Annotated in this window: 13 protein-coding genes; 4 read left to right on the forward strand and 9 right to left on the reverse strand. The window is 69.5% G+C overall.

Annotated elements, in window-relative coordinates:
- Positions 1–84 precede the first annotated feature (84 nt).
- The 3 genes from QHF85_RS40485 to mscL are packed head-to-tail and all read right to left on the reverse strand — an operon-like array spanning position 85 to position 2,396.
- Positions 85–471, reverse strand: a complete 387-nt coding sequence (locus tag QHF85_RS40485; protein ID WP_281332784.1) for an NFACT RNA binding domain-containing protein — start codon at positions 469–471, stop codon at positions 85–87.
- A 31-nt stretch (positions 472–502) separates the two neighbouring features.
- On the reverse strand, positions 503–1,951 hold the full coding sequence (locus tag QHF85_RS40490) for a ferritin-like domain-containing protein (RefSeq protein ID WP_281332785.1): 1,449 nt from the start codon (positions 1,949–1,951) through the stop codon (positions 503–505).
- Between the two features lie 46 nt (positions 1,952–1,997).
- Positions 1,998–2,396 (reverse strand): large conductance mechanosensitive channel protein MscL, encoded by a 399-nt coding sequence (gene mscL / locus QHF85_RS40495; protein ID WP_281332786.1) that lies wholly within the window; start codon positions 2,394–2,396, stop codon positions 1,998–2,000.
- Between the two features lie 132 nt (positions 2,397–2,528).
- Between mscL and QHF85_RS40500 the strand changes: the two genes are divergently transcribed.
- The 4 genes from QHF85_RS40500 (at position 2,529) to QHF85_RS40515 (ending at position 7,575) form a co-directional block, all read left to right on the forward strand.
- Positions 2,529–3,767: a hypothetical protein gene (locus tag QHF85_RS40500; protein ID WP_281332787.1), complete on the forward strand. Its 1,239-nt coding sequence runs from the start codon at positions 2,529–2,531 to the stop codon at positions 3,765–3,767.
- Between the two features lie 78 nt (positions 3,768–3,845).
- The gene (locus tag QHF85_RS40505; protein ID WP_281332788.1) at positions 3,846–4,400 is read left to right on the forward strand and encodes a hypothetical protein; all 555 of its coding nucleotides are present in this window, start codon (positions 3,846–3,848) and stop codon (positions 4,398–4,400) included.
- Between the two features lie 266 nt (positions 4,401–4,666).
- Positions 4,667–6,316: a tetratricopeptide repeat protein gene (locus tag QHF85_RS40510; RefSeq protein WP_281332789.1), complete on the forward strand. Its 1,650-nt coding sequence runs from the start codon at positions 4,667–4,669 to the stop codon at positions 6,314–6,316.
- A gap of 35 nt (positions 6,317–6,351) precedes the next feature.
- Positions 6,352–7,575 (forward strand): ATP-grasp domain-containing protein, encoded by a 1,224-nt coding sequence (locus QHF85_RS40515; protein ID WP_281332790.1) that lies wholly within the window; start codon positions 6,352–6,354, stop codon positions 7,573–7,575.
- Here QHF85_RS40515 and QHF85_RS40520 read toward each other — a convergent pair.
- From QHF85_RS40520 to QHF85_RS40545, 6 genes are all read right to left on the reverse strand, one after another.
- Positions 7,534–8,775, reverse strand: coding sequence for a ferritin-like domain-containing protein (locus QHF85_RS40520; protein ID WP_281332791.1), 1,242 nt, complete (start codon positions 8,773–8,775; stop codon positions 7,534–7,536). The genes QHF85_RS40515 and QHF85_RS40520 overlap by 42 nt on opposite strands.
- Before the next feature lie 124 nt (positions 8,776–8,899).
- Positions 8,900–10,195 (reverse strand): ferritin-like domain-containing protein, encoded by a 1,296-nt coding sequence (locus QHF85_RS40525; RefSeq protein WP_281332792.1) that lies wholly within the window; start codon positions 10,193–10,195, stop codon positions 8,900–8,902.
- Positions 10,196–10,311: 116 nt separating this feature from the next.
- On the reverse strand, positions 10,312–10,800 hold the full coding sequence (locus QHF85_RS40530) for an MGMT family protein (protein ID WP_281332793.1): 489 nt from the start codon (positions 10,798–10,800) through the stop codon (positions 10,312–10,314).
- Positions 10,797–13,283 carry a DUF3536 domain-containing protein gene (locus QHF85_RS40535; RefSeq protein WP_281332794.1) on the reverse strand — a complete coding sequence of 829 codons (2,487 nt, stop codon included), beginning with the start codon at positions 13,281–13,283 and terminating at the stop codon, positions 10,797–10,799. Before QHF85_RS40535 ends, QHF85_RS40530 begins: the two co-directional genes overlap by 4 nt.
- Entirely contained in the window at positions 13,280–17,035 is a 3,756-nt protein-coding gene (gene glgB / locus QHF85_RS40540) for a 1,4-alpha-glucan branching protein GlgB (RefSeq protein WP_281332795.1), read from the reverse strand. The genes QHF85_RS40535 and glgB overlap by 4 nt, the downstream gene beginning before the upstream one ends.
- Positions 17,036–17,085: 50 nt before the next feature.
- A partial coding sequence (locus QHF85_RS40545) for a DUF4215 domain-containing protein (RefSeq protein WP_281332796.1) occupies positions 17,086–19,390 on the reverse strand: 2,305 nt, incomplete at its 5' end.

Raw genomic sequence — 19,390 nt, forward strand, 5'->3', positions numbered from 1 at the left:
AGATCGTCGCGTATTGCCCGGGCCTTTTCTTGCATCGAAGACAGGGGACGCTCCAGGGCGCGCAGCAAGTTCATCAAGAGCCGGCTAATCCGTCGCACCCGCGGGCGCCACGGGCTTCACCTTCACGCTTTTGTACCGGGACAACTCCACGAGCCCCGCCGGAGCGCCGCGTGGCTTCGAAACCTCGGACGCGCGGCAGAAATGCACCTCGACCTTCGGCGCGCCCCGCGCCTTCGAGTACCAGGCGGCCGCCGCGGCCGCGACCTCCACGACCGAGCGGGGGACCTCGACGCGATCGGGGTTCCGCACGACGACGTGGCTGCCCGGCGTCCCGCCCGCGACATGCAGCCACACGTCGTGCGGCTTCGCCACGTCGAACGTCAGGTAGTCGTTGTCCTCGGCGCCGCGGCCGATGAGGACTTCGAAGCCCTCCACGGTCACGGTGCGATACGGTCGTCCTTTGCTTCCCACGCGCGGAGTCTGCCTCGCGGCGAACCGAACCTCAAGACCAGGCGACGAGGCCGAGCTGCCGAAGGCACGGCGCGACGACCTCGCGCAGCGCCGAACGCCGGAGCGCGCCGAGCGTCCGCGAACCGAGCACGCCGAATTCCTCGTTTTCCACGGGGCCCGCCGGGGGATCCTTTTCATGCATCGCTCGGGCCCGCTCGAACGCCCGCGCGGCGGCGTCGCGCGCCTCGGGCCCGAACGCGTCGAGCGCCCATTGCAACGTTTTCCACGCGAGCGCCGCGTGTCGCGCCTCGTCCTCGGCGATCTGCGCGAGTGCGGCCCCGAGGCCCTCGTCCTTCACCGAGCGCGCGACCTCCTGCCCCTCGGCCGCGCCGAGCGTCTCGCCCACGCAGCCCTCCTCCACGAGCGACTCCACGAATGAAACGACATCCGTCGCGAGGCGCGCCGTCGCCTCCGGGAGTTTGTCTGGGCCGATGATTCGCCCTCCGATCCGGGAGGCGATGGCGTATTCGATCCGCGCGTGCTCCACCTCGTCACGCGCGGCGTTTTGCGCCTCGGCGAGCAGCTCGGCGGGCGCGCCGAGCGCGAGGAGCTGGAGCGAGAAGCGCGCGAAGCTCGCGATCGAGGCGTGCTCCATCGCGGCGATGGCCGCGTGGTGCGCCGCGATCGCCTCGCGCGCATCCGCGCAGAGGTGCGTTGTATCGAAGACGAGCGGCGCACGCCAGTCGGCGCGGGCGCGGGGCCTTGCGGCGCGCGCCTCGCCTTCGACGACGAGGGGACGGCCGATCACGCAGGACATCCCCGCGCATTGCCAGGTCGGCGTCGCGCCCTTTGCGCCGATCGCCACGCAGGCCGACCCGCGCGTCGTGGCGGCCCCGCAGTCCGCGTCGCTCTTGCAGGTGTCCTCCTTGGTCCTGCAAGCGAGCGTGACCTGCTCGTAACATCCATTGTGATATGCCGACAAACCGCAGGTGCTCCCGCCGCAGTCAGCATCCGTGTTGCAGGAGGCCTCCGCGCAGACGGAGTTCCGCGCGCGCAGGGCACCCGTGCCCTTGCAGACGCAGGCCTTTCCGGCGCCGCAGTCGTCGTCGGACTCGCACGAATACGTGCAGCCGCAATACGTCCCGACCTGCCCGATCCCGCTCGTGCACTTGCCGTGCGGGTGCTCCGTGCAATCGGCGTCCGTCTTGCAGGACTGATGCCTCTCCGTGCCCGCACAGGCGGCGATGTCGATCGTCGCGTCACACGTCACGCGGCTCGCGCGGTGGACGTTCCCGTTTTTCTCGGACACCCAGCCGCGCTTCGGCTTCGCCGGCTCGGGTTCGCCGTCGGGCGGAGGCTCCGCGGTCGCGCTCGCGGGCGACGTGGGGATGGCGACGACGGCGCCTTCGCCAGCGCCGGACGAGGCGGGAGGAGAGGCCGAGCACGCGGCTCCGCCGATCGCAGCGAGGAGGGAGAGGCGTAACGTTCGGTGACGATCCACGCCGCGACCGTACCACAGCTCCGCGCGGCGATGTCGCGCGTCGTGGCTACGAGGCGCGCGAGGGGGTCTTCGCGACGAGCGCGTCGCGGATCTGCGCGAGCAGATCGTGATCCGACTCCTGCGGAAGCGCGGGGACGGCGGGCCGCGGGCGCCTCATCGCGTTGAGCGCCTTCACGAAGAGGAAGAGCGCGAATCCGACGATCACGAAATTGACCACGGCCGTGAGGAACTTCCCGTATTCGATCACGCCATTGCCGAGCTTCCACGTGAGCGCGTCGAAGTTCGGCTTGCCGAAGATCGCCGCGATCAGGTTCATCAGGATGCCGTTCGTGAAGGTCGTGACGACGGCATTGAACGAGGCACCGAGCACGACGGCGACCGCCAGGTCCATCACGTTGCCGCGCGAGATGAACTCCTTGAATTCCTTGACGATGCCGTGTGCCATGACGAGCCTCCTCCCCAGCAATTTTGCACGGGACGTGCCACGGAGCGTCGGCCCGCCGGGTTCTGGAACACGTCGTGCAGCGGCCACGCCGGACCATGGCAGGTAAGCCCCCGACCCGTGAAGGAGGGCTCGATGGCACGGACACAGTGGATCCTGGGTACGATTTCGATGTTCTCGCTGCTCGCGTGCGGGAGCAAGGACGACGAGGCGAGCGCGCCGCTCCGGATACCCACGTATCACGAGGACGTGGCGCCCATCCTCGCCGAGCATTGCCAGAGTTGCCACGAAAAGGGTGGCATTGCCCCGTTTTCCCTGGTCGATTACGAGGACGCGCGCCGGACCGCCGAGGCGATCCGCATCTCCACGACGGCACGCACCATGCCTCCGTTCGTCCTCGACAACAGCGGCGAATGCAACACGTACGTCGAGGGCCGCTGGCTCTCGGACGCGCAGATTGCGACGGTCGCGGCCTGGGCCCGCGCCGGCGCGCCCGAGGGAGAGCCGCCGAAGGGCGCCCCTCCCGCGCCGAAGGCCCTCGCGAGCCTGGATCGCATCGACATGACGATCGACATGAAGGACACGTATACCCCGGACGCCGCGAAATTCGACGATTACCGGTGCTTCGTGCTCGATCCCGGGCTCGCGGAGGACGTGTTCATCACCGGCTTCCACGTCCGCCCGGGGGTCGCGTCGATGCTGCACCACCTGACGCTCTTCTCCATCGACACGCCGGAGCAGGAGGCCCTGGCCGAGTCGCTCGACGCCGCCGAGCCCGGGTTCGGGTATTCGTGCATCGACGACATCCACGTGCCGAACACGCGCTGGCTCGTCGGCGCGGGCCCCGGCAGCGGGGCGCTGACCTTCCCCGAGGGCACGGGGCTCCGTATGCGCGCCGGGCGGAAGACGATCTTGCAGATCCATTACAATCAAGAAAATGGACGGGAAGCCGATCGCACCCAGATCGACCTCCGGCTCGAAAAGAGCGTGCCGAAGGAAGCCGCCGTGCGGCGCATCGCGGCCACGAGCCTCCTCTTGCCGCCGAGGCAGCCGAAGGTCGATCAGAGCGCGAGCCAGCCCGTGCCCATGAACGTCACCTTGTGGGGGCTCTGGCCGCACATGCACAAGCTCGGGACGGGGATGCACGTCTCGGCGACGCACGAGGGAGAGGAGAAATGCCTTGCCCAGGTGAACAACTGGGATTTCCATTGGCAGGGGTTCGCCCATTACACGAAGCCCATCGACCTCTCGTGGGGCGACACGATGCGCATCACGTGCACGTACGACACGCTCGGGCGCGACACGACGACGACCTGGGGCCAGGGCACGAACGACGAGATGTGCATCGCGTTTTTCTACCTGACGGAAAATTGATGTCCGGGGCGTCCGGCGCTCTCTCGCGCTCGTGGAGTGCTTGACAGCACCCGAAAAAAGCGGTTTGTTTGGTGAGCAATGATTCTCGCCCGACGAACCCTGTTCGCCTTCGGAATCACCCTCCTCGCGGCGACGGCGCTGCCGACCGCAACCGCCCTGGCCGTGCTGTCGGAGCAGGCCGTCGCCCCGAACGCTCGCGTCGAGGACGCCGACGGCAAGGGGGTCGAGATCAAATCGCTGAAGGGCAAGCCGATCGTGATCGTGTACGACGACCGGACGTCGGCGCCGAAGAGCGAGGCATTCCGGCGCGAGCTCGTCAAGCTCCTGAAATCGGGCCCGTACGCGTCGAAGGTGTCGCTCCTCCTGGTCGCGGACGTGAGCCCCTACGATTTCTGGCCGGCGCGCGGCACCGTGAAGGACGCCGTCCGCGAGGAGACGAAGAAGCAAGGGACCACGGTCTATTGCGATTGGACCGGAGGCATGCGCTCGGCCTACAAGGTGAAAAACGAGGTGACGGGCGTCGTGATGGTGGGCAAGGACGGGCGCGTGATGTACGCCAAGGAAGGCGTGCCCGCGGGGGCGGACCAGAAGCGGCTCGTCGACGCGCTGAAGGCCGAGGTCGAGGGGGGCTGAGTCCAAGCTCCCACACGATGGCCTCGAGCTCGTCGGCCGGCATCGGGACGTCGCCGCAATCGGAGAATGTCTCCTCGTTCATGATGTGACCGAGCCGCATCACGCGGGTGTCGGAGCAGGCGAGCGCCCCGGCGAGGAGGAGGCCGACGAGCCGCTTGGACTTCGTGGAACGGCCGAAACGCCGGCCCGCGGCGTGTCGTTCCTCATGGCCCCGAGCACGTTCGTCCTTGTCTCCAAAGGGCCTCTTGGCGGTAGAATGCGCCGCGATGTCCACCGCCGTCGCGGCGCCCCGGCCCTGGCTGCTCGGTCCGTGGCCCGATCTCCTGCTCGGATGCGGGATCGGGTATGGGCTGCTCGTGCTCGCCCTCGCGGCGACGGGCGCGCCGATGGGCTCGATCGAAGGCTTTCTGCCGCTCGTCGTGCTCGTGACCGGGATCCCGCATTACGGGGCGACGCTGCTCCGGGTCTACGGGACGTCGGCCGCGCGCCGGCGGTATTTTTTCTATGCGTTCCCCCTCGGTTTCCTGGTCTGGGCGGCGTTCGCGGGGTCGTTCGCCGCGCCGAGGCTCGGGACGTGGCTCATCACGCTTTATCTCACGTGGAGCCCTTGGCATTACACGGCGCAGAACTTCGGGCTCGTGATGATGTTCTTGCGCCGCGCCGGGATCACGCCGGACCCGGCGCTCCGGCGGCTCGTCTGGACCTCGTTCGTCCTCTCGTTCGTGCTGGTCTTCGCGAACATCCACGGCGCTGCGTCCGCCGGCGGGGCCGATCCCCTGCAAGCGGCGAGCGCGTCCTACCGATTCGCGCCGCTCGGCATTCCCGCGCAGTTTGCCCTGGGCGCGCTCGGCGTCGCGGGGGCATCGTACGTCGTGGTGACGGGCCTCGTGATCCGGAAGCTCGTGCAGATTGATGGATTTTCGCGGCTCGCGCCGGCGCTCGCGCTCGTCGCGAGCCAGGCCGCGTGGTTCGTCCTGCCGGTGCTGCTCGGCCTCGTGCGGCCGGCGCTCTATGGTCCGGGCGGCGCGACGGCGCTCGCGTTCATCTGGGTCGCGATCGCGCACAGCGTGCAATACCTGTGGATCTCGTTCCATTATGCGCGCGCCTCGGGGAGCGTCGCGAAGGCGGCGCCGGCGGGGCTTTTGTATCTCGGAAAAACCGTGCTCGCGGGCGCGGCGATCTGGGTGTTCCCCGCGGTCCTCTGCGCGCCGGGCGCGCTCGGGCTCCTGCCGTTCGAGTCGGGGCTCGGGCTCCTCGTGGCGGCCGCCGTGAATTTGCACCACTTCCTCCTCGACGGGGCGATCTGGAAGCTCCGGGACGGCGCGGTCGGCAATGTCCTCGTGGGCCAAACGAGCGCGGCGCCGCAGGCGGCCCCGGCGAAAAAGGGCCTCGCGGCGTGGGGGCTCGGGGCGGCGCTCGTGGCCGCGGGGCTCGCGGCCGCGGGCGCGTGGGCCGTCGCGGCCTGGGAGAAGGAAATGGGGATCCGGCGTGCGGCCGCGGCCGGGGATCTCGCGCGGGTCGAGGTCGCGGCGCGGAGGCTCGTGGCGCTCGGGCGGGATGGCCCGCGCATTCACGTGGCGCTCGGGCGGCTGCGGGAGGCGCGCGGGGAGAAGGACGCGGCGCACGCGGCGTACGAGGCGGCGCTCGCGCTCGACCCCGAGGACGCGACGGCGCTCGATCGGATCGCGGAGTCGTGGATCACGCGCGGGGATTTCCAGCGGGCGCTCGACGCGCGGTATCGGGCGACACGAAACGCGCCGGATCGCCCGGCCCTCCGGCGGCGGTACGAGGAGCTCCTTGCGCGATTGCAGGCGCCCCCCGAGGCAGGGGACACCGAGGTTATCGTGGTCGGCGGACAGGCCACCCCGGCGACCGACGCGGACGCTGCCACGGAGAAGTCACGCGCGACGCCTTGAAGACCGGGACGAACGGAGTATGGTGGCGCCCCGCCATGCGATTCGCCGTCCTCGTCACGCCTTTCTTCAACGAGAGCGCCATCCGATTCATCGCCGCCCTGCTCGACGTGCCCGGTCTCGGGCTCGCGGTCGTGAGCCAGGACGTCGAGGAGAACCTGCCCGCGGTGCTCCTCGGCCGGCTCGTGAAGCATTTCCGCGTGAGCGACGTGCAGGACTCGGCGGAGCTCGTGGCGGCCACGCGCTGGCTCCACGCGAACGTCGCGCCCGTCGACCGGCTGCTCGGCGCGAGCGAGTTCGTGCAGGTCGCGGTCGCCGAGGCGCGCGACGCGCTCGGGCTGCCGGGGCCGGGCGCGGAGGTGATCCGGAACTTCCGCGACAAACCGCGCATGAAAGACGTGCTCCGCGCGGCGGGATTGCCGTGCGCGCGCCACCGCCTCGCCCCGAACGAGGCCGAGGCGCGGAGCTTCGCGGCCGAGGTGGGTTTTCCCCTGGTCGCGAAGCCCCCGGCCGGCGTGGGCTCGGCCGGTACGTTCATCGTAAAGGATACGGCCGAGCTCGATCGCGTGCTCGCGCTCTCTGCCCCGACCCCGGCGTCGCCCGTGCTGCTCGAAGAGTTCGTGACCGGCGCGGAGCACACGTTCGACGCCGTGGTGATCGACGGCAAGCCCGTCTGGCACTCGATTTCGCGCTATCTGCCGAATCCGATCGAGGTCGTGGACAATCCGTGGATCCAGTGGTGCGTGCTCTTGCCGCGCGACATCAGCGGGCCCGAATTCGATCCGATCCGGGAGCTCGGGTTCCGGGCGCTCGCGAAGCTCGGGCTCACGACCGGCATTTGCCACATGGAGTGGTTCCGGCAAAAGGACGGGAGGGTCGTGCTCTCCGAGGTCGCGGCGCGGCCCGGCGGCGCGCAGCTCATGAACCTGAACGCGCGCGCCCACGACTTCGACATGTACGGGCAGGTCGCGCGGCTCATCGCATTCGATACGTTCGAGGCGCCGCGCGAGCGCAAGTACGCTACGGGCGCGGCGTTCCTGCGCGGGCAGGCGCCGGGCGTGGTGCGCGAGGTGTGGGGGATCGAGGAAGCCGAGCGGAAGTTCGGCGGGATGATCACGGACGTGAAATGGCCCAAGGTCGGCGAGCCGAGGTCGGCGAGCTACGAGGGCGAAGGTTATGTGCTGGTCCGGCACCCCGAGACGGAAGGCGTCGCCGAGGCGTTACGCGAGATTGTCGAGCGCGTGCGCGTCATCACGCACTGATCCGCGGGCGCGAGGCGCGCGGAGGAGCGTACGCGCGGCGGGCAAGACGACGTCGGCCATGGCGCGGCGCATGACGTCGCGTTTCTCCGCGGCGGAGAGGCAGCCGTGGGCGGCGAGTTTGTCCGGGTCCGCGCCTGGGGCGAAAACGTCCTCGGGCGCGGGGCATTCGGCCATGGAAAATGCCTTTTCGAGGGCGCGGGCGACCTCGGGCCCGCCCGCGTCGAGCGCCCACGCGAGCGTGCGCCACGCGAGCTCCGCGTGTGTGGCCTCGTCCTCGGCGATCGAGACGAGCGCGGCTTTCACCGCGGGATCGGTCGCGCGGAGGGCCTCTTCGCCCGCAACGAGCGCGGCGAGCGTCTCATTGACGGCGCCTTCGAGGGCCGTGGCGAGCGCGAGATCGGCGAGGGTTCGCCGGAGCGTGACCTCGGGCATGGGCAACGTGCCCGGACCAACCGCTGCGCCCGCGTAGGCGCTGGCGAGGCCGAAGCAGAGTTTGGCGTGCCGCACCTCGTCCGCCAGCGCTTGTTGCGCGGCAGAGACGAGCGAGGCCGGGGCGCCCGCGCCGAGCAGCTCCAGGACGAACCGCGCGAACGAGGCGACGGAGGCGTGCTCGTAGAGGCCGGAGCGCGTGAAGTGATCGGCGAGGGCGCGGCGCGTGGCGGGGTCGAGGTTCGATGGATTGGGTGACTCGGCCAAACCTCGCCCGGTTTGCAGGAGCCAATCGGCGCGGGCCTCGGGGTCGGCCGTGCGCGCTTCGCCATCCACGACGAAGGGGCGGCCTTCGCAGATCTCGAAGGTGATGGCCAGGTTATAGCAGCACTGAGCGCTGATCGAGAGCTCCTGGCAGCCGTACCCGGGGTGGTCGTAGCAGCAGGTCCCGGAGCCGACGCATTCGTCGGTGCCCGTGACCTGCTTCATCAGCTCGTCCTGGACCTGGCCGCGCGGAGGGCAGTTGCCGCCGACGGAGCCGGGGAGGCAAAGGAGACGATATTCGGCCCCCGCGGGCGGCGGGTCCGAGCACGCGAGCGAGCTTCCGCCGCCCGCGCCGCCGGTGCCCCCCGCGCCCGCATCGATGGCCACACTGCCGCTGCACGCCGCCGCCGCGACGACGAGGGTCGCGCCCGCGGTGAGCCCTGCGGCCCGCAGAATTCTCGTGAACAGCGCAACGGAAAGAGGAGATGAATGTTTCGCGTGGGTCATGGTGTGCCAGCCTCGATGCATGAAAGATCGCGGTGGCGCAGAGACCACCGCGGACGGAGACGCAACGCTGCAACCGGGCGGCGATGGTTGGCAAGATTCGGACCGAAAACGCGGACTGTGGCGGTTACGCGAAATGGTCCAGCTCGCGCAGGTCCTCGCGGACGGATCGACGGGCGAGCGGCGCGCGGAGGAGCGTGCGCGCGGCCGGGAGGACGACATCGGCCAACGCGCGGCGCATGATGTCGCGCTTCTCCGCGGCGGAGAGGCAGCCATGGGCGGCGAGTTTGTCCGGGTCTGCGCCGGGGGCGGCGAGGTCCTCGGGCGCGGGGCATTGGGCCATGGAAAATGCCTTTTCGAGGGCGCGGGCGACCTCGGGCCCGCCCACTTCGAGCGCCCACGCGAGCGTGCACCACGCGAGCTCCGCGTGCGTGGCCTCGTCCTCGGCGATCCAGACGAGCGTGGCCTTCACCGCGGGATCGGTCGCGCGGAGGGCCTCTTCGCCCGCGACGAGCGCGGAGAGCGTCTCATTGACGGCGCCTTCGAGGGCCGTGGCGAACGCGATGTCGGCGAGGGTCCGCTGGCTCGAGAGATCGGGCATGGGCAGCGTGCCCGGACCCACCGGCGCGCCTGCGTAAGCGCTGGCGAGGCCGAAGCAGAGTTTGGCGTGCCGCACCTCGTCCGCGAGGGCTTCCTGCGCGGCGGAGACGAGCGAGGCCGGGGCGCCGACGCCGAGCAGCTCCAGGACGAACCGCGCAAACGAGGCGACGGAGGCGTGCTCGTAGAGGCCAGTTCGCGTAAAATGGTCGGCGAGGACGCGGCGCGTGGCGGGATCGAGGTTCGAGAGATCGGGTGCCTGGGACAAACGATGGCCGGCCTGCACGAGCCAATCGTCGCGGGCCTCGGGCTCCGCGGTGCGCGCTTCGCCGTTCACGAGGAACGGGCGGCCTCCGCATTGATAGGGGAAGATGGCTAGATTGTAACAGCACTGGGCGCTGATCGAGAGGTCCTGGCAGCCTTGGCCGGCGCTGCTACAGCAGCCGCAACTTGGGTCGCTGTAGACCTGCGTCATGAGCTCGGCCTCGACGTCGGCGAGCGGGGGGCATTGGCCGCCGACGGAGCCTTCGAGGCAAACGAGCTGATACTCGGCCCCCATGGGCAGCGGCTCCGGGCACTCGAGCGAGCTTCCGCCGCCCGCTCCGCCGACACCAACGGCGGTGCTGACCGCGGGGCCCAAGACGCCGCCGGTGCCGCCGGTACCGCCGGTGCCGCCCGCGCCCCCCTCGCCCGCATCGATGACCACCTTGCCGCCGCACGCCGCCGCCGCGACGGCGAGGGTCGCGCCCGCGGTGAGCCCTGCGGCCCGCAGAATTCTCGTGAATAGCGCAACGGAGAGAGGAGACGAATGTTTTGCGTGGGTCATGGTGTGCCAGCCTCGATGCTTGAAAGGTCGCGGTTGCGCAGAGGCCACGGCGGACGAAGGCGCAACGCTGCAACCGGGCCGCGACGAATGGCAAGATTCGGGCCGGAAACGAGGGCTCAGGCGCGCGCGCGTTTGCGGGGCGCGGCGGCCGGCTTTTTTGCGCCGGGGCCGGCCCAGCCGAAACGATCGAGGGAGACATTTCCGCGCGTATCGAAAACCACGCCCTCGGATTCGAGGATCGCGCGCTGGAGGGCGCCGCCCACGGGATCTTTGATGGTCACGGCCGCGCGATTGCGAGGGCGGGCGCCGAGGACACGCTGCCACGGGACGGTGCTGCCGCCGGTGTCCTTCAACGCGGCGAGGGCGAATCCGACGTGGCGCGCCGAGCGCGGGTGGCCGGCGAGGGCGGCGACCACGCCATAGGTGGTGACGCGGCCGCGCGGAATGCGACGGACGACGCCATAGAAGGCTTTCCACCAGGAAATGGGCTCGACGGCGTCGTCGGGCTCGGCGCGCGTGATCCGGGCGCGCGTCTTCACGGGCGGTTTCGTGGCCTTCTTCGCCGGCTTCTTCTTCGATTTCGAAGGCGCGCCGCGGGCGCTCACGGGATCTCCTCGATTTCCTCCCCGCGCAGGGAGCGGAGGCGCGGCAGCGACGCGCCCTCGGGCAGGCGGACGCGGAGCCGCTCGGCGAGGCTCTGGAACGCGAGGCACATCGAATGCGCCGCGGCGTCGCCCTCGTCGGCGCGGGTGCGCATCTCGGGATAGATGGTATGTGCGAGTCGATAAAACACGTTCTGCGTCTTCCAGAGGTCGACGGAGAACCCGGCGCGATGCGCGAACTCGACGGCCATGTCGAGATCCGCGAGGAGAAGCGGATCCGTGGGTCTTTCGCGGAGGCGCTCGGCGAGCGCGGAGAGGCTCTGGCCGAGGGTGAAGGTGACGCCGGCGCGGTCGACGTGGAGGTCCTGCTCCTTGGCCTGCGCGAGGAGGCGCCGCATCGAAAGGACGTCGGGCGGGACGCGCTCGGCGGCGCGCAAAAGGTCGGCGCCGAGGACGAGTTCGCCCGCGACGAGCAAGGAGCGCGGCGTGGGGCTGCGCAAGGGCGCGAGGCGGCGGAGGAGCGGCGCATATCGCTCGAAGAGGGCGCGCTGCGCCGCCTCGACCTCGGCGAGCGTGGGCGCGAGGAGGCGCTCGACGATGCGGCGCTGATCGTCGCGGAAGACGGCGTCGAGCGAGTCGATCGTGCGGTCGCAGCGACGATAGAAGAGGCGCATCGTGCCCTCCATGTCGCCCGATTCGAAGATGCGGACGAGCTCGGCGCGGCGCTCGATCTCGTCGTCGCCCTCGGGTTCACGCAAGACGCCGCCGGCGACGCGGTGATCGCCGAGGTGCAGGACGCTGAAATCGTGGCACTCCGAGGCGAGCGTGAGGCGGCTCGTGACGCGGGTGCGGCCGAGGAGGAGCTTCGCGCCATTGCGCTCGTGCGTCTCGAGGCCCTCGACGTGGACGTCGTAACAATAGGTGCTCGGGGGGGCGTCCTGGACGAGGCTCGTGGCGAAATGGGCGGTGACGGCCGGGAGATCGACGCGCGCCCGGGTGACGAAGCGATCCCAGACGCGGCGACCATCGCCCATCTCGGGGAGGTTCGAGCGGGCCTTTTCGAGTTTTTCGAGGAACGGGCCTTCGAGGCTCTTGCCGAAGAGCGCCTCGCCGAGCTCGACGACGCGGCCGGCATACTGGAGGCATTGCACGGTCTCGATGCCCGAGAGGTCGTCGAAGAACCAGCCGCAGCTCGTGTACATGAGCATCGCGTTGCGCTGGAGCTCGAGGAGCGAGAGGGCCTCGCTCTGCTCCTCGGTCGAGAGGGCGCGCGTCGCGTGCGCCGCGAAGAACCGAGCGAGGGTGCTCGGCGAGCGATCGAGGACGACCTCGATATAAGCGTCCCGCGCGGCCCAGGGGTCGTGGAAGAGGCGCTCGCCCGCGCGCTCGAAGGGGCCCGCGACCTCGTCGCGGAGGGCGTCGAGGGCCTCACGGAGGGGCTTGCGCCAGGCCTGGGTCCATCCATGCGGCGAGCCCGAACGGCAGCCGCAATCGGCGCGCCAGCGCTCGACGCCGTGCGCGCAGCTCCAGGAGGTGCGCTCGAGGATCTCGGCCTCGTGCGTCGGGGGGTGGCGTTCGAGGAACTCGCCGTAATTGGTCAATTTGGCCAAACCATGCGCCTCGATGTGGCCGAGGGCCCAGGCAAGGGCCATCTCGCCATAACGATGGTGGTGGCCGTAGGTCTCGCCGTCGGTGGCGATGTGGACCATCTGCGGGAAGGTGCGCTTGCTGTCGAACGCGGAGGCGAGCCGGCCGGCGAAATGCTCGCCGTTGGCGAGGAGGCGCTCGAAGGCGACGGCCTGCGAGACGGGGCCGTCGTAAAAGAAGACGGCGATCGAGCGGCCGGAGGGGAGCTCGACGCGGTAGGCCATCGAGGGGTCGACGCGGCTGCCGCGGACGTCGATCCATTCCTTGCCGCCAATGCGGCGGACGCGCGCGGCCTGGCGAGGCGCGAGGAGGGTGAACGCGATGCCTTCGGCCGCGAGGACCTCCAAGGTCTCGGTGTCGACGGCCGTCTCGGACAGCCACATGCCCTCGGGTTTGCGGCGGAAGCGCGCGACGAAATCGGCGATGCCCCAGCGGACCTGCGTGATCTTGTCGCGCAGGTTGGCGAGCGGCATGATGAGGTGGTTGTAAGCCTGGGCCATGGCCGAGCCATGCCCGCCGAAGCGGCGCGCGCTCGCCTCGTCCGCCGCGAGGATCGCCCGGTAGGTCTCCTTCGCGTGGTGCTCCATCCAGCCGAGGAGCGTGGGGCCGAAATTGAAGCTGATGCGCGAATAGTTGTTGACGATGCGCGCGATGCGGTCCTCGCCGTCGAGGACCCGCGCGGCCGCGTTTGGCGCGTAACACTCGGCCGTGATGCGCGCATTCCAATCGTGCCAGGGCGCGGCCGAGTCCTGCTGCTCGATCGCTTCGAGCCAGGGGTTTTCCCGCGGGGGCTGATAGAAATGGCCGTGGACGCAGACGTACCGCTCGGGAGCCTTCATCGAGCCCTCACGTAAAGCGCGGCCTCGGACGGGCCGAGGGTGACGCGGACGGTGCCGGTCGACGTGATCTCCTCCGGCGAAGCGCCGTCCCCCTTGCCGCCGAAGCGGGCCTCGGACGAGGCGAGCGAGCGGCGGAAGGTGCCGGCGGGCACGGGCAAGGTGACGGTGACGGGGTGGTCGCCGAAATGGTACAACACGAATACCTCGGAATCACGGTTCCAGCGCCGCACGTAAAGGAGGCGCTCGTCCTCGAAGGCAACCGCTTGCCGGCCGCCCTCCGGGGCGAAGGCGCCCACGTCGCGCCGCGCCCGGAGGAGCTCCTTGTACCACGCGAAGAGCTTTGCGTGGTCCCCGGTGGTGCGAAGCTTGAAATCGAGCTTGGCGCGACGGAACGTGGCCTCGTCCTGCGGATCGAACGGTTCTTCCGAATATCCGAGCCGCGCCATCTCCGCGGCGCGGCCCTTGCGGACATTCTCGACGAGCGTGGGGTCGCCGTGGCTCGTGAAATACGGGAACGGCGCGGTTTCGCCATATTCCTCGCCCATGAAGAGCAGGGGGAGGAAGGGCGAGAGCAGGACGACGGCCGCCGCGAGCTTCTGCTTCTCGAAGGGGACGCGCGCGGAGATGCGCTCGCCACGCGGGCGGTTGCCGGCCTGGTCGTGGTTCTGGACGAACGTGACGAGGCGCCGCGGGTCGATGCTCGCGGCCGGACGGCCGCGGCGGCGCTGGCGATGGCGAGAGTATTCGCCGGTGAAGGCGAAATTCTCGCGGAAGGTCTTCGCGAGCTGCTCGACGAGGCCGAAGTCCTGGAGGTAACCGACGCGCTCGCCCGTGAGCAGGGCGAGGAGGGCGTAATGGACGTCGTCGTTCCAGAGGCCGTCGAGCCCGTGGCCGCCCTGGAACGCAGGCGTGACGAGGCGCGGGTCGTTGTCGTCGCTCTCGGCGATGAGGTGGACGAGGCGGCCGAGCTCGGAGGCGCGACGATGGACGGCCTCGCCGAGCTCCTCGAAGAACGAGAGCGGCGAGTTGTCGACGATCGCATTGACGGCGTCGAGGCGGAGCGCGTCGATGCCCATCTGCGTGACGAAATGGAGCGCGCTCTCGATGAAGAACTTGCGGACCTCGTCCGAATGCGGGCCGTCGAAGTTGAGGGCGTCGCCCCAGCGCGTCCGGTAATACGAGGCGAAGTAGGGGCCGAAATCGGCGAGGTAGGTGCCCTCGGGGCCGAGGTGGTTGTAGACGACGTCGAGGACGACGGCGATGCCCTCGGAATGGCAAGCGTCGACGAAGCGGCGCAAGCCCTCGGGGCCGCCGTAGGAGGCCTGGACGGCGAAGGGATAGGCGCCGTCGTACCCCCAGTTGCGCTCGCCGGGGAACGCGGCGACGGGCATGAGCTCGACGGCCGTGATGCCGAGCTCGCGGAGGTACGAGAGGCGCGAGATGGCGGCGTCGAACGTGCCCTCGGGGGTGAACGTGCCGACGTGGAGCTCGTAGAGGACGTATTCGTCGAGCGGGCGGCCGGTCCAGCCAGGGGTATGGTCGGAAAAACTCTTCACGACCTCGCTCGGGCCGTGGACGCCCTCGGGCTGGAGGCGCGAGGCCGGGTCGGGGCGGAGCTTGCCGCCGCCGAGATCGTACTGGTATCGCGCGCCGGGGGCGATGCCGTCCACGAGGGCCTGGTGATAACCGTTCGCCTCGGGTTCGAGCGCAATGCGGCGCTCGATCTTGCCCTGGAGGACGAGGTCGACCTTTTCGACCTTCGGGGCCCAGACGCGGAAGCGGGCACGATCCTCGCCGAGGTGGACGGCGCCGAGCGGGCGCTCCGAGACGGCGAGGCCCTCGTGCACGAAAAAGACGGCGCCGAGGGGCGGGAGCGTGATCTCGACGGAGTTTTTCCGGCTATGCCATTCGATGTTCTCCGCGACGACGTCGCCGCCAGCGCCCATGCCGCTGCCGCCGAACTCCAGGGCGTCGCTGGAGACGAGCTCCTTCCAGCGGCCGCCCCGGGGCAAGCCGACGCGATACCGCTGGCGCGGCATGGGGGTGAAGTTCAGGGCGACGAGGACGAGGGCGTCGGTGGAGCGGGCGCGGCGGTAGAAAACGACGACGCTGTGGTCGGCGTCGTTGCAATCGATCCACTGGAAGCCCTCGGGGCTCGTGTCGAGCTCGTGCAGGGCGGGGTATTCGCGGTAGAGGCGGTTCATCGCCTGGACGAAGCGCTTCATGCCGGCGTGGTAGGGGCCTTCGTCGAGCAGGTGCCAGTCGAGGCTCGATTCGTGGTTCCACTCGCGCTTCTGGGCGATCTCGCCGCCCATGAAGAGCAATTTCTTCCCCGGCTGCGCCCACATGTACGCGAAGAGCAGGCGCAGATTCGCGAACCTCTGCCATTCGTCGCCAGGCATCTTGCCGATCAGCGAGCCTTTGCCGTGGACGACCTCGTCGTGCGAGAGCGGGAGGACGAAGCTCTCGCTGAACGCATACATCATGCGGAACGTGAGCTGGTTGTGGACGAACTTGCGATAGACGGGGTCGCTCGACATGTACTTGAGCGTGTCGTTCATCCAGCCCATGTCCCATTTGTAGCCGAACCCGAGGCCGCCGACGTACGCGGGGCGGGAGACCATGGGCCAGGAGGTGGACTCCTCGGCGATCGTCTGGACGTCCGGAAAGGCGCGGGAGATCGATTCGTTGAGGCGGCGAAGGAAATCGATCGCCTCGAGGTTTTCGCGGCCGCCGTAGCGATTCGGGATCCACTCGCCGTGCTTGCGGGAGTAATCGAGGTAGAGCATCGAGGCGACGGCGTCGACGCGCAGGCTGTCGGCCTGGTAGCGATCGAGCCAGAAATGCGCGTTCGAGAGGAGGAAGCTCATCACCTCGTTGCGGCCATAGTTGAAGATGAGGCTCTTCCAGTCGGGGTGATAGCCCTTGCGCGGGTCGGCGTGCTCGAAGAGGTAGGTGCCGTCGAAATACCCGAGGCCGTGCTCGTCGGAGGGGAAATGCGAGGGGACCCAGTCGAGGATGACGCCGAGGCCCGCGTCGTGGAGGGCATTCACGAGGTGGAGGAAATCGTCGGGGCCGCCGAAGCGCGAGGTCGGCGCGTAATACCCGGTGACCTGGTAGCCCCACGAGCCGCCGAACGGGTGCTCCATGACGGGCAGGAGCTCGACGTGGGTGAAGCCCATGCGCGCGGCATACTCGGGGAGCTCGGTCGCGAGCTCGCGATAGGTGAGCGGGCGGTTTCCGTTCCCGACGACGCGGCGGAAGGAGCCGAGGTGGACCTCGTAGATCGAAACGGGTTTGTCGTGGCTCGTGCGCTTCTGGCGAGGCTTGCGCGGCTCCTTTTCGAGGGAGGCGAGGTCGCAGACGACGGACGCGGTCTTCGGCGGGATCTCGTGCTGGAAGCCGAAGGGATCGGCCTTCTCGACGACGTAGCCCTGGAAGCGGGAGGCGATGAAGTACTTGTAGACGGCGCCATGGCCGACGCCCGGGACGAACCCTTCCCAGATGCCGGAGCCGCCGCGGCGCGCGAGGGGGTGCGCGCCGCGGTCCCAGCCATTGAAATCGCCGACGACGGAAACACGCTCGGCCTCCGGAGCCCAGACGCCGAAGCAAGTGCCCTGGACGCCGTCCACCGTCATCGGGTGGGCGCCGAGCTTCTCGTAGAGGCGCGTGTGCGTGCCCTCGGCGAAGAGGTAAATGTCCTCCTCCGTGAGGCGAGTGACGTCGTGACGAACCGCGGTCCCGAGCTCCATGAAGAGGAGCGGTTAGTCGAAATCGCGGGGGGCGGGAAGAGGGAATTGCCTTACTTCGCGATCACGCGGCCCGTGGCGAGCTTGAAGAAGGAGGAGTAGGCCGCGGCGTTGAGGCAGGTATTGAGGTCGACGACCGCGTTGTTCTTGTCGCGGCAGCCGTTGACCTCTTTCGTCATCGTGTTTCGCGTGAGCGTGTACGGGGCGCCCGCGCCCGCGACCGGCGCGCCAGCATCGACCTGATCCGGCTGGCGGATGATGATGACCGGGAAACCGAACACGGTGCATCCCCCGATGAGGACGTCGACCAGGGAGTTCGCGGCGGTGTACGCCTGGCTGCACGCGGTGGCGCCGCTGAGGAGCTGCGCGGGGGCGGGGACCTGATCGAGCGAGGCCGCGCTGATGTTGCCGCAGAGCTTGCCCGCGCCATTGGCGTTCGGTTGCCCGGTGCTCGCATAGACCTGGAGCGCCGGGTCGAGGTGCTCCGAGGCGAGGTGGCCGGGCGGGGCGCCCGCCGAGGCGAGAGGCGTGCTCACGGCGCCGATCGTGGTGGTGAGCCGGGCGTTGCTCATCTTGAGGATCGACGCCGGGCCGCCGAGGGCGAGGCTGAGGCTGAGGTAGCCGGGCCCCGCGGTGAGCGTCTTCGCGCTGATGCTGCCCGAAAGCATCTGGAGCGGATTGCCATTCGCGTCGACGGACGCCGGGTTCGTCGCGTACCACCAATCGAGATCCGCGGCGCCATTGTACGTGGCGCCCATCGGGACGATCGGGCTGCCGTTGAGGGCGCCGAGCTGGATGGCCGGATCGGAGGTGCCCGTCATGTCGTCGAGGCCGAACGTCTTGAACATGATGGTCATGGAGCCGTCGGCGATGCCATTCGCGAGCGAGGTCTGGATCGGGGTCGCCGCCGTGGAGGTGATGGCGCTGCCGAGCTGGTTCGCAGCGCAGAACGAGGCGTCCGGCGCGAGCTCGAGCTGGAGCCAGGTCGCGCGCTGGACCTGCTCGAACTGGCACGCGGCGTCGCAGCCGTCGATGTTCTTCGTGTTGCCGTCGTCGCATTGCTCGCCGGCCTCGCGGATGCCATTGCCGCACGCCGGGGGGAACTTGCACATCGCGTCGCAGCCCGCGCCCGGAGGATCACATTGCTCGCCGGCGGTCGTGTCGACGCAGCCGTCGCCGCACGCCGTGGGCTTGCAAGAGCCGCCCGTGCAGAGGCCTCCGGCGCAGGGTGCGCAGTTCGCCTCGGGCATGCCCGGCGAGCAAGCCTTGCCCGCGCTGCCGCCGACCATGACGTCGACGCAGGTCTCGCTGCCGTTGCAGGTCTCGGCGTCGACGCAATCGTCGTTCGTGTCGCAGGAGAACTGGCAGGTGACCTCGCAGCCGGTGCCGGGGCCGTTCTGCGCGCCGAAATCGCATTCCTCGCCATTCTCGACCGTCCCATTGCCGCAGACCGCCTCGGGCGGGAGGCACGCGCCGCCCTGGCAGACGAGGTTTGGCGCGCCGCACATCTGGCCGTTCTGCGCGGCGTCCGGGAGGGTGACGCAGACGTTGCTCGCGTTGCAAGCGGCGACCTGGCAGAGCGGCGCCGCGGGGCAATCGGTGGTCGGGTTCTCGCAGGAGAGGGTGCAATCGGCGTCGCAGCCGTCGCCGGAGGTCGTGTTCCCGTCGTCGCAGGCCTCGCCCGGGTCGACGGAGCCGTCGCCGCACACGGTGGGCGTGCAGGCGCCATTCACGCAGACGGCGCCCATTCCGCAGACCTGGCCGCTGCCGAGGGGGTTTCCGCAGGTATGCGTGGCGTCGTTGCAGGTGGTGCCGACGCACGGATCGAGGCTCGAACAGTCGCGCGTCGGGTCGCTCGAGACGCAGCTGAATTTGCAGGCGTCGCAGCCGTCGCCGTTCACGATGTTGCCGTCGTCGCACTCCTCGTTTGCGCTGACGAAGCCGTCGCCGCAGGTATCGTCGACGCAGACGGCCGCCTTGCAGATCTTGCCCATGCCACACGAGACACCGTCGGCCGCGTTCATCCCGGGCGCGCAGATGTGAGCGTCGGTGCAGGTCTCGGCGCCGTTGCAAGGATCGGCGTCGTCGCATTTCGCGTCGCCGGTGCTGGGGTTCGCGTTGTTGCAGGTGTAGAAGCAATCGACCTGGCAGCCGTCGCCATTGACCATATTGCCGTCGTCGCAGGCCTCGGTGTCCTCTTTGACACCGTTGCCGCACACGGCGGGGCCCCCGCCGCCCGCGCCGCCCATCCCGCCTGCGCCGCCCATCCCGCCTGCGCCGCCCGCGCCGCCCATCCCGCCTGCGCCGCCCATCCCGCCTGCGCCGCCCATCCCGCCTGCGCCGCCTGCACCGCCGATG

This window comes from Polyangium sp. 6x1 (assembly GCF_029946515.1).
In the GTDB taxonomy this organism is placed as follows: Bacteria; Myxococcota_A; Polyangia; order Polyangiales; family Polyangiaceae; genus Polyangium.

Excerpts from the sequence above, each read along its gene's own strand:
- mscL (WP_281332786.1), bottom strand. The coding sequence starts at position 2,396 with ATGGCACACGGCATCGTCAAGGAATTCAAGGAGTTCATCTCGCGCGGC.
- QHF85_RS40500 (WP_281332787.1), top strand. The coding sequence starts at position 2,529 with ATGGCACGGACACAGTGGATCCTGGGTACGATTTCGATGTTCTCGCTG.
- QHF85_RS40505 (WP_281332788.1), top strand. The coding sequence starts at position 3,846 with ATGATTCTCGCCCGACGAACCCTGTTCGCCTTCGGAATCACCCTCCTC.
- QHF85_RS40510 (WP_281332789.1), top strand. The coding sequence starts at position 4,667 with ATGTCCACCGCCGTCGCGGCGCCCCGGCCCTGGCTGCTCGGTCCGTGG.
- QHF85_RS40515 (WP_281332790.1), top strand. The coding sequence starts at position 6,352 with ATGCGATTCGCCGTCCTCGTCACGCCTTTCTTCAACGAGAGCGCCATC.
- QHF85_RS40520 (WP_281332791.1), bottom strand. The coding sequence starts at position 8,775 with ATGACCCACGCGAAACATTCATCTCCTCTTTCCGTTGCGCTGTTCACG.
- QHF85_RS40525 (WP_281332792.1), bottom strand. The coding sequence starts at position 10,195 with ATGACCCACGCAAAACATTCGTCTCCTCTCTCCGTTGCGCTATTCACG.
- QHF85_RS40535 (WP_281332794.1), bottom strand. The coding sequence starts at position 13,283 with ATGAAGGCTCCCGAGCGGTACGTCTGCGTCCACGGCCATTTCTATCAG.
- glgB (WP_281332795.1), bottom strand. The coding sequence starts at position 17,035 with ATGGAGCTCGGGACCGCGGTTCGTCACGACGTCACTCGCCTCACGGAG.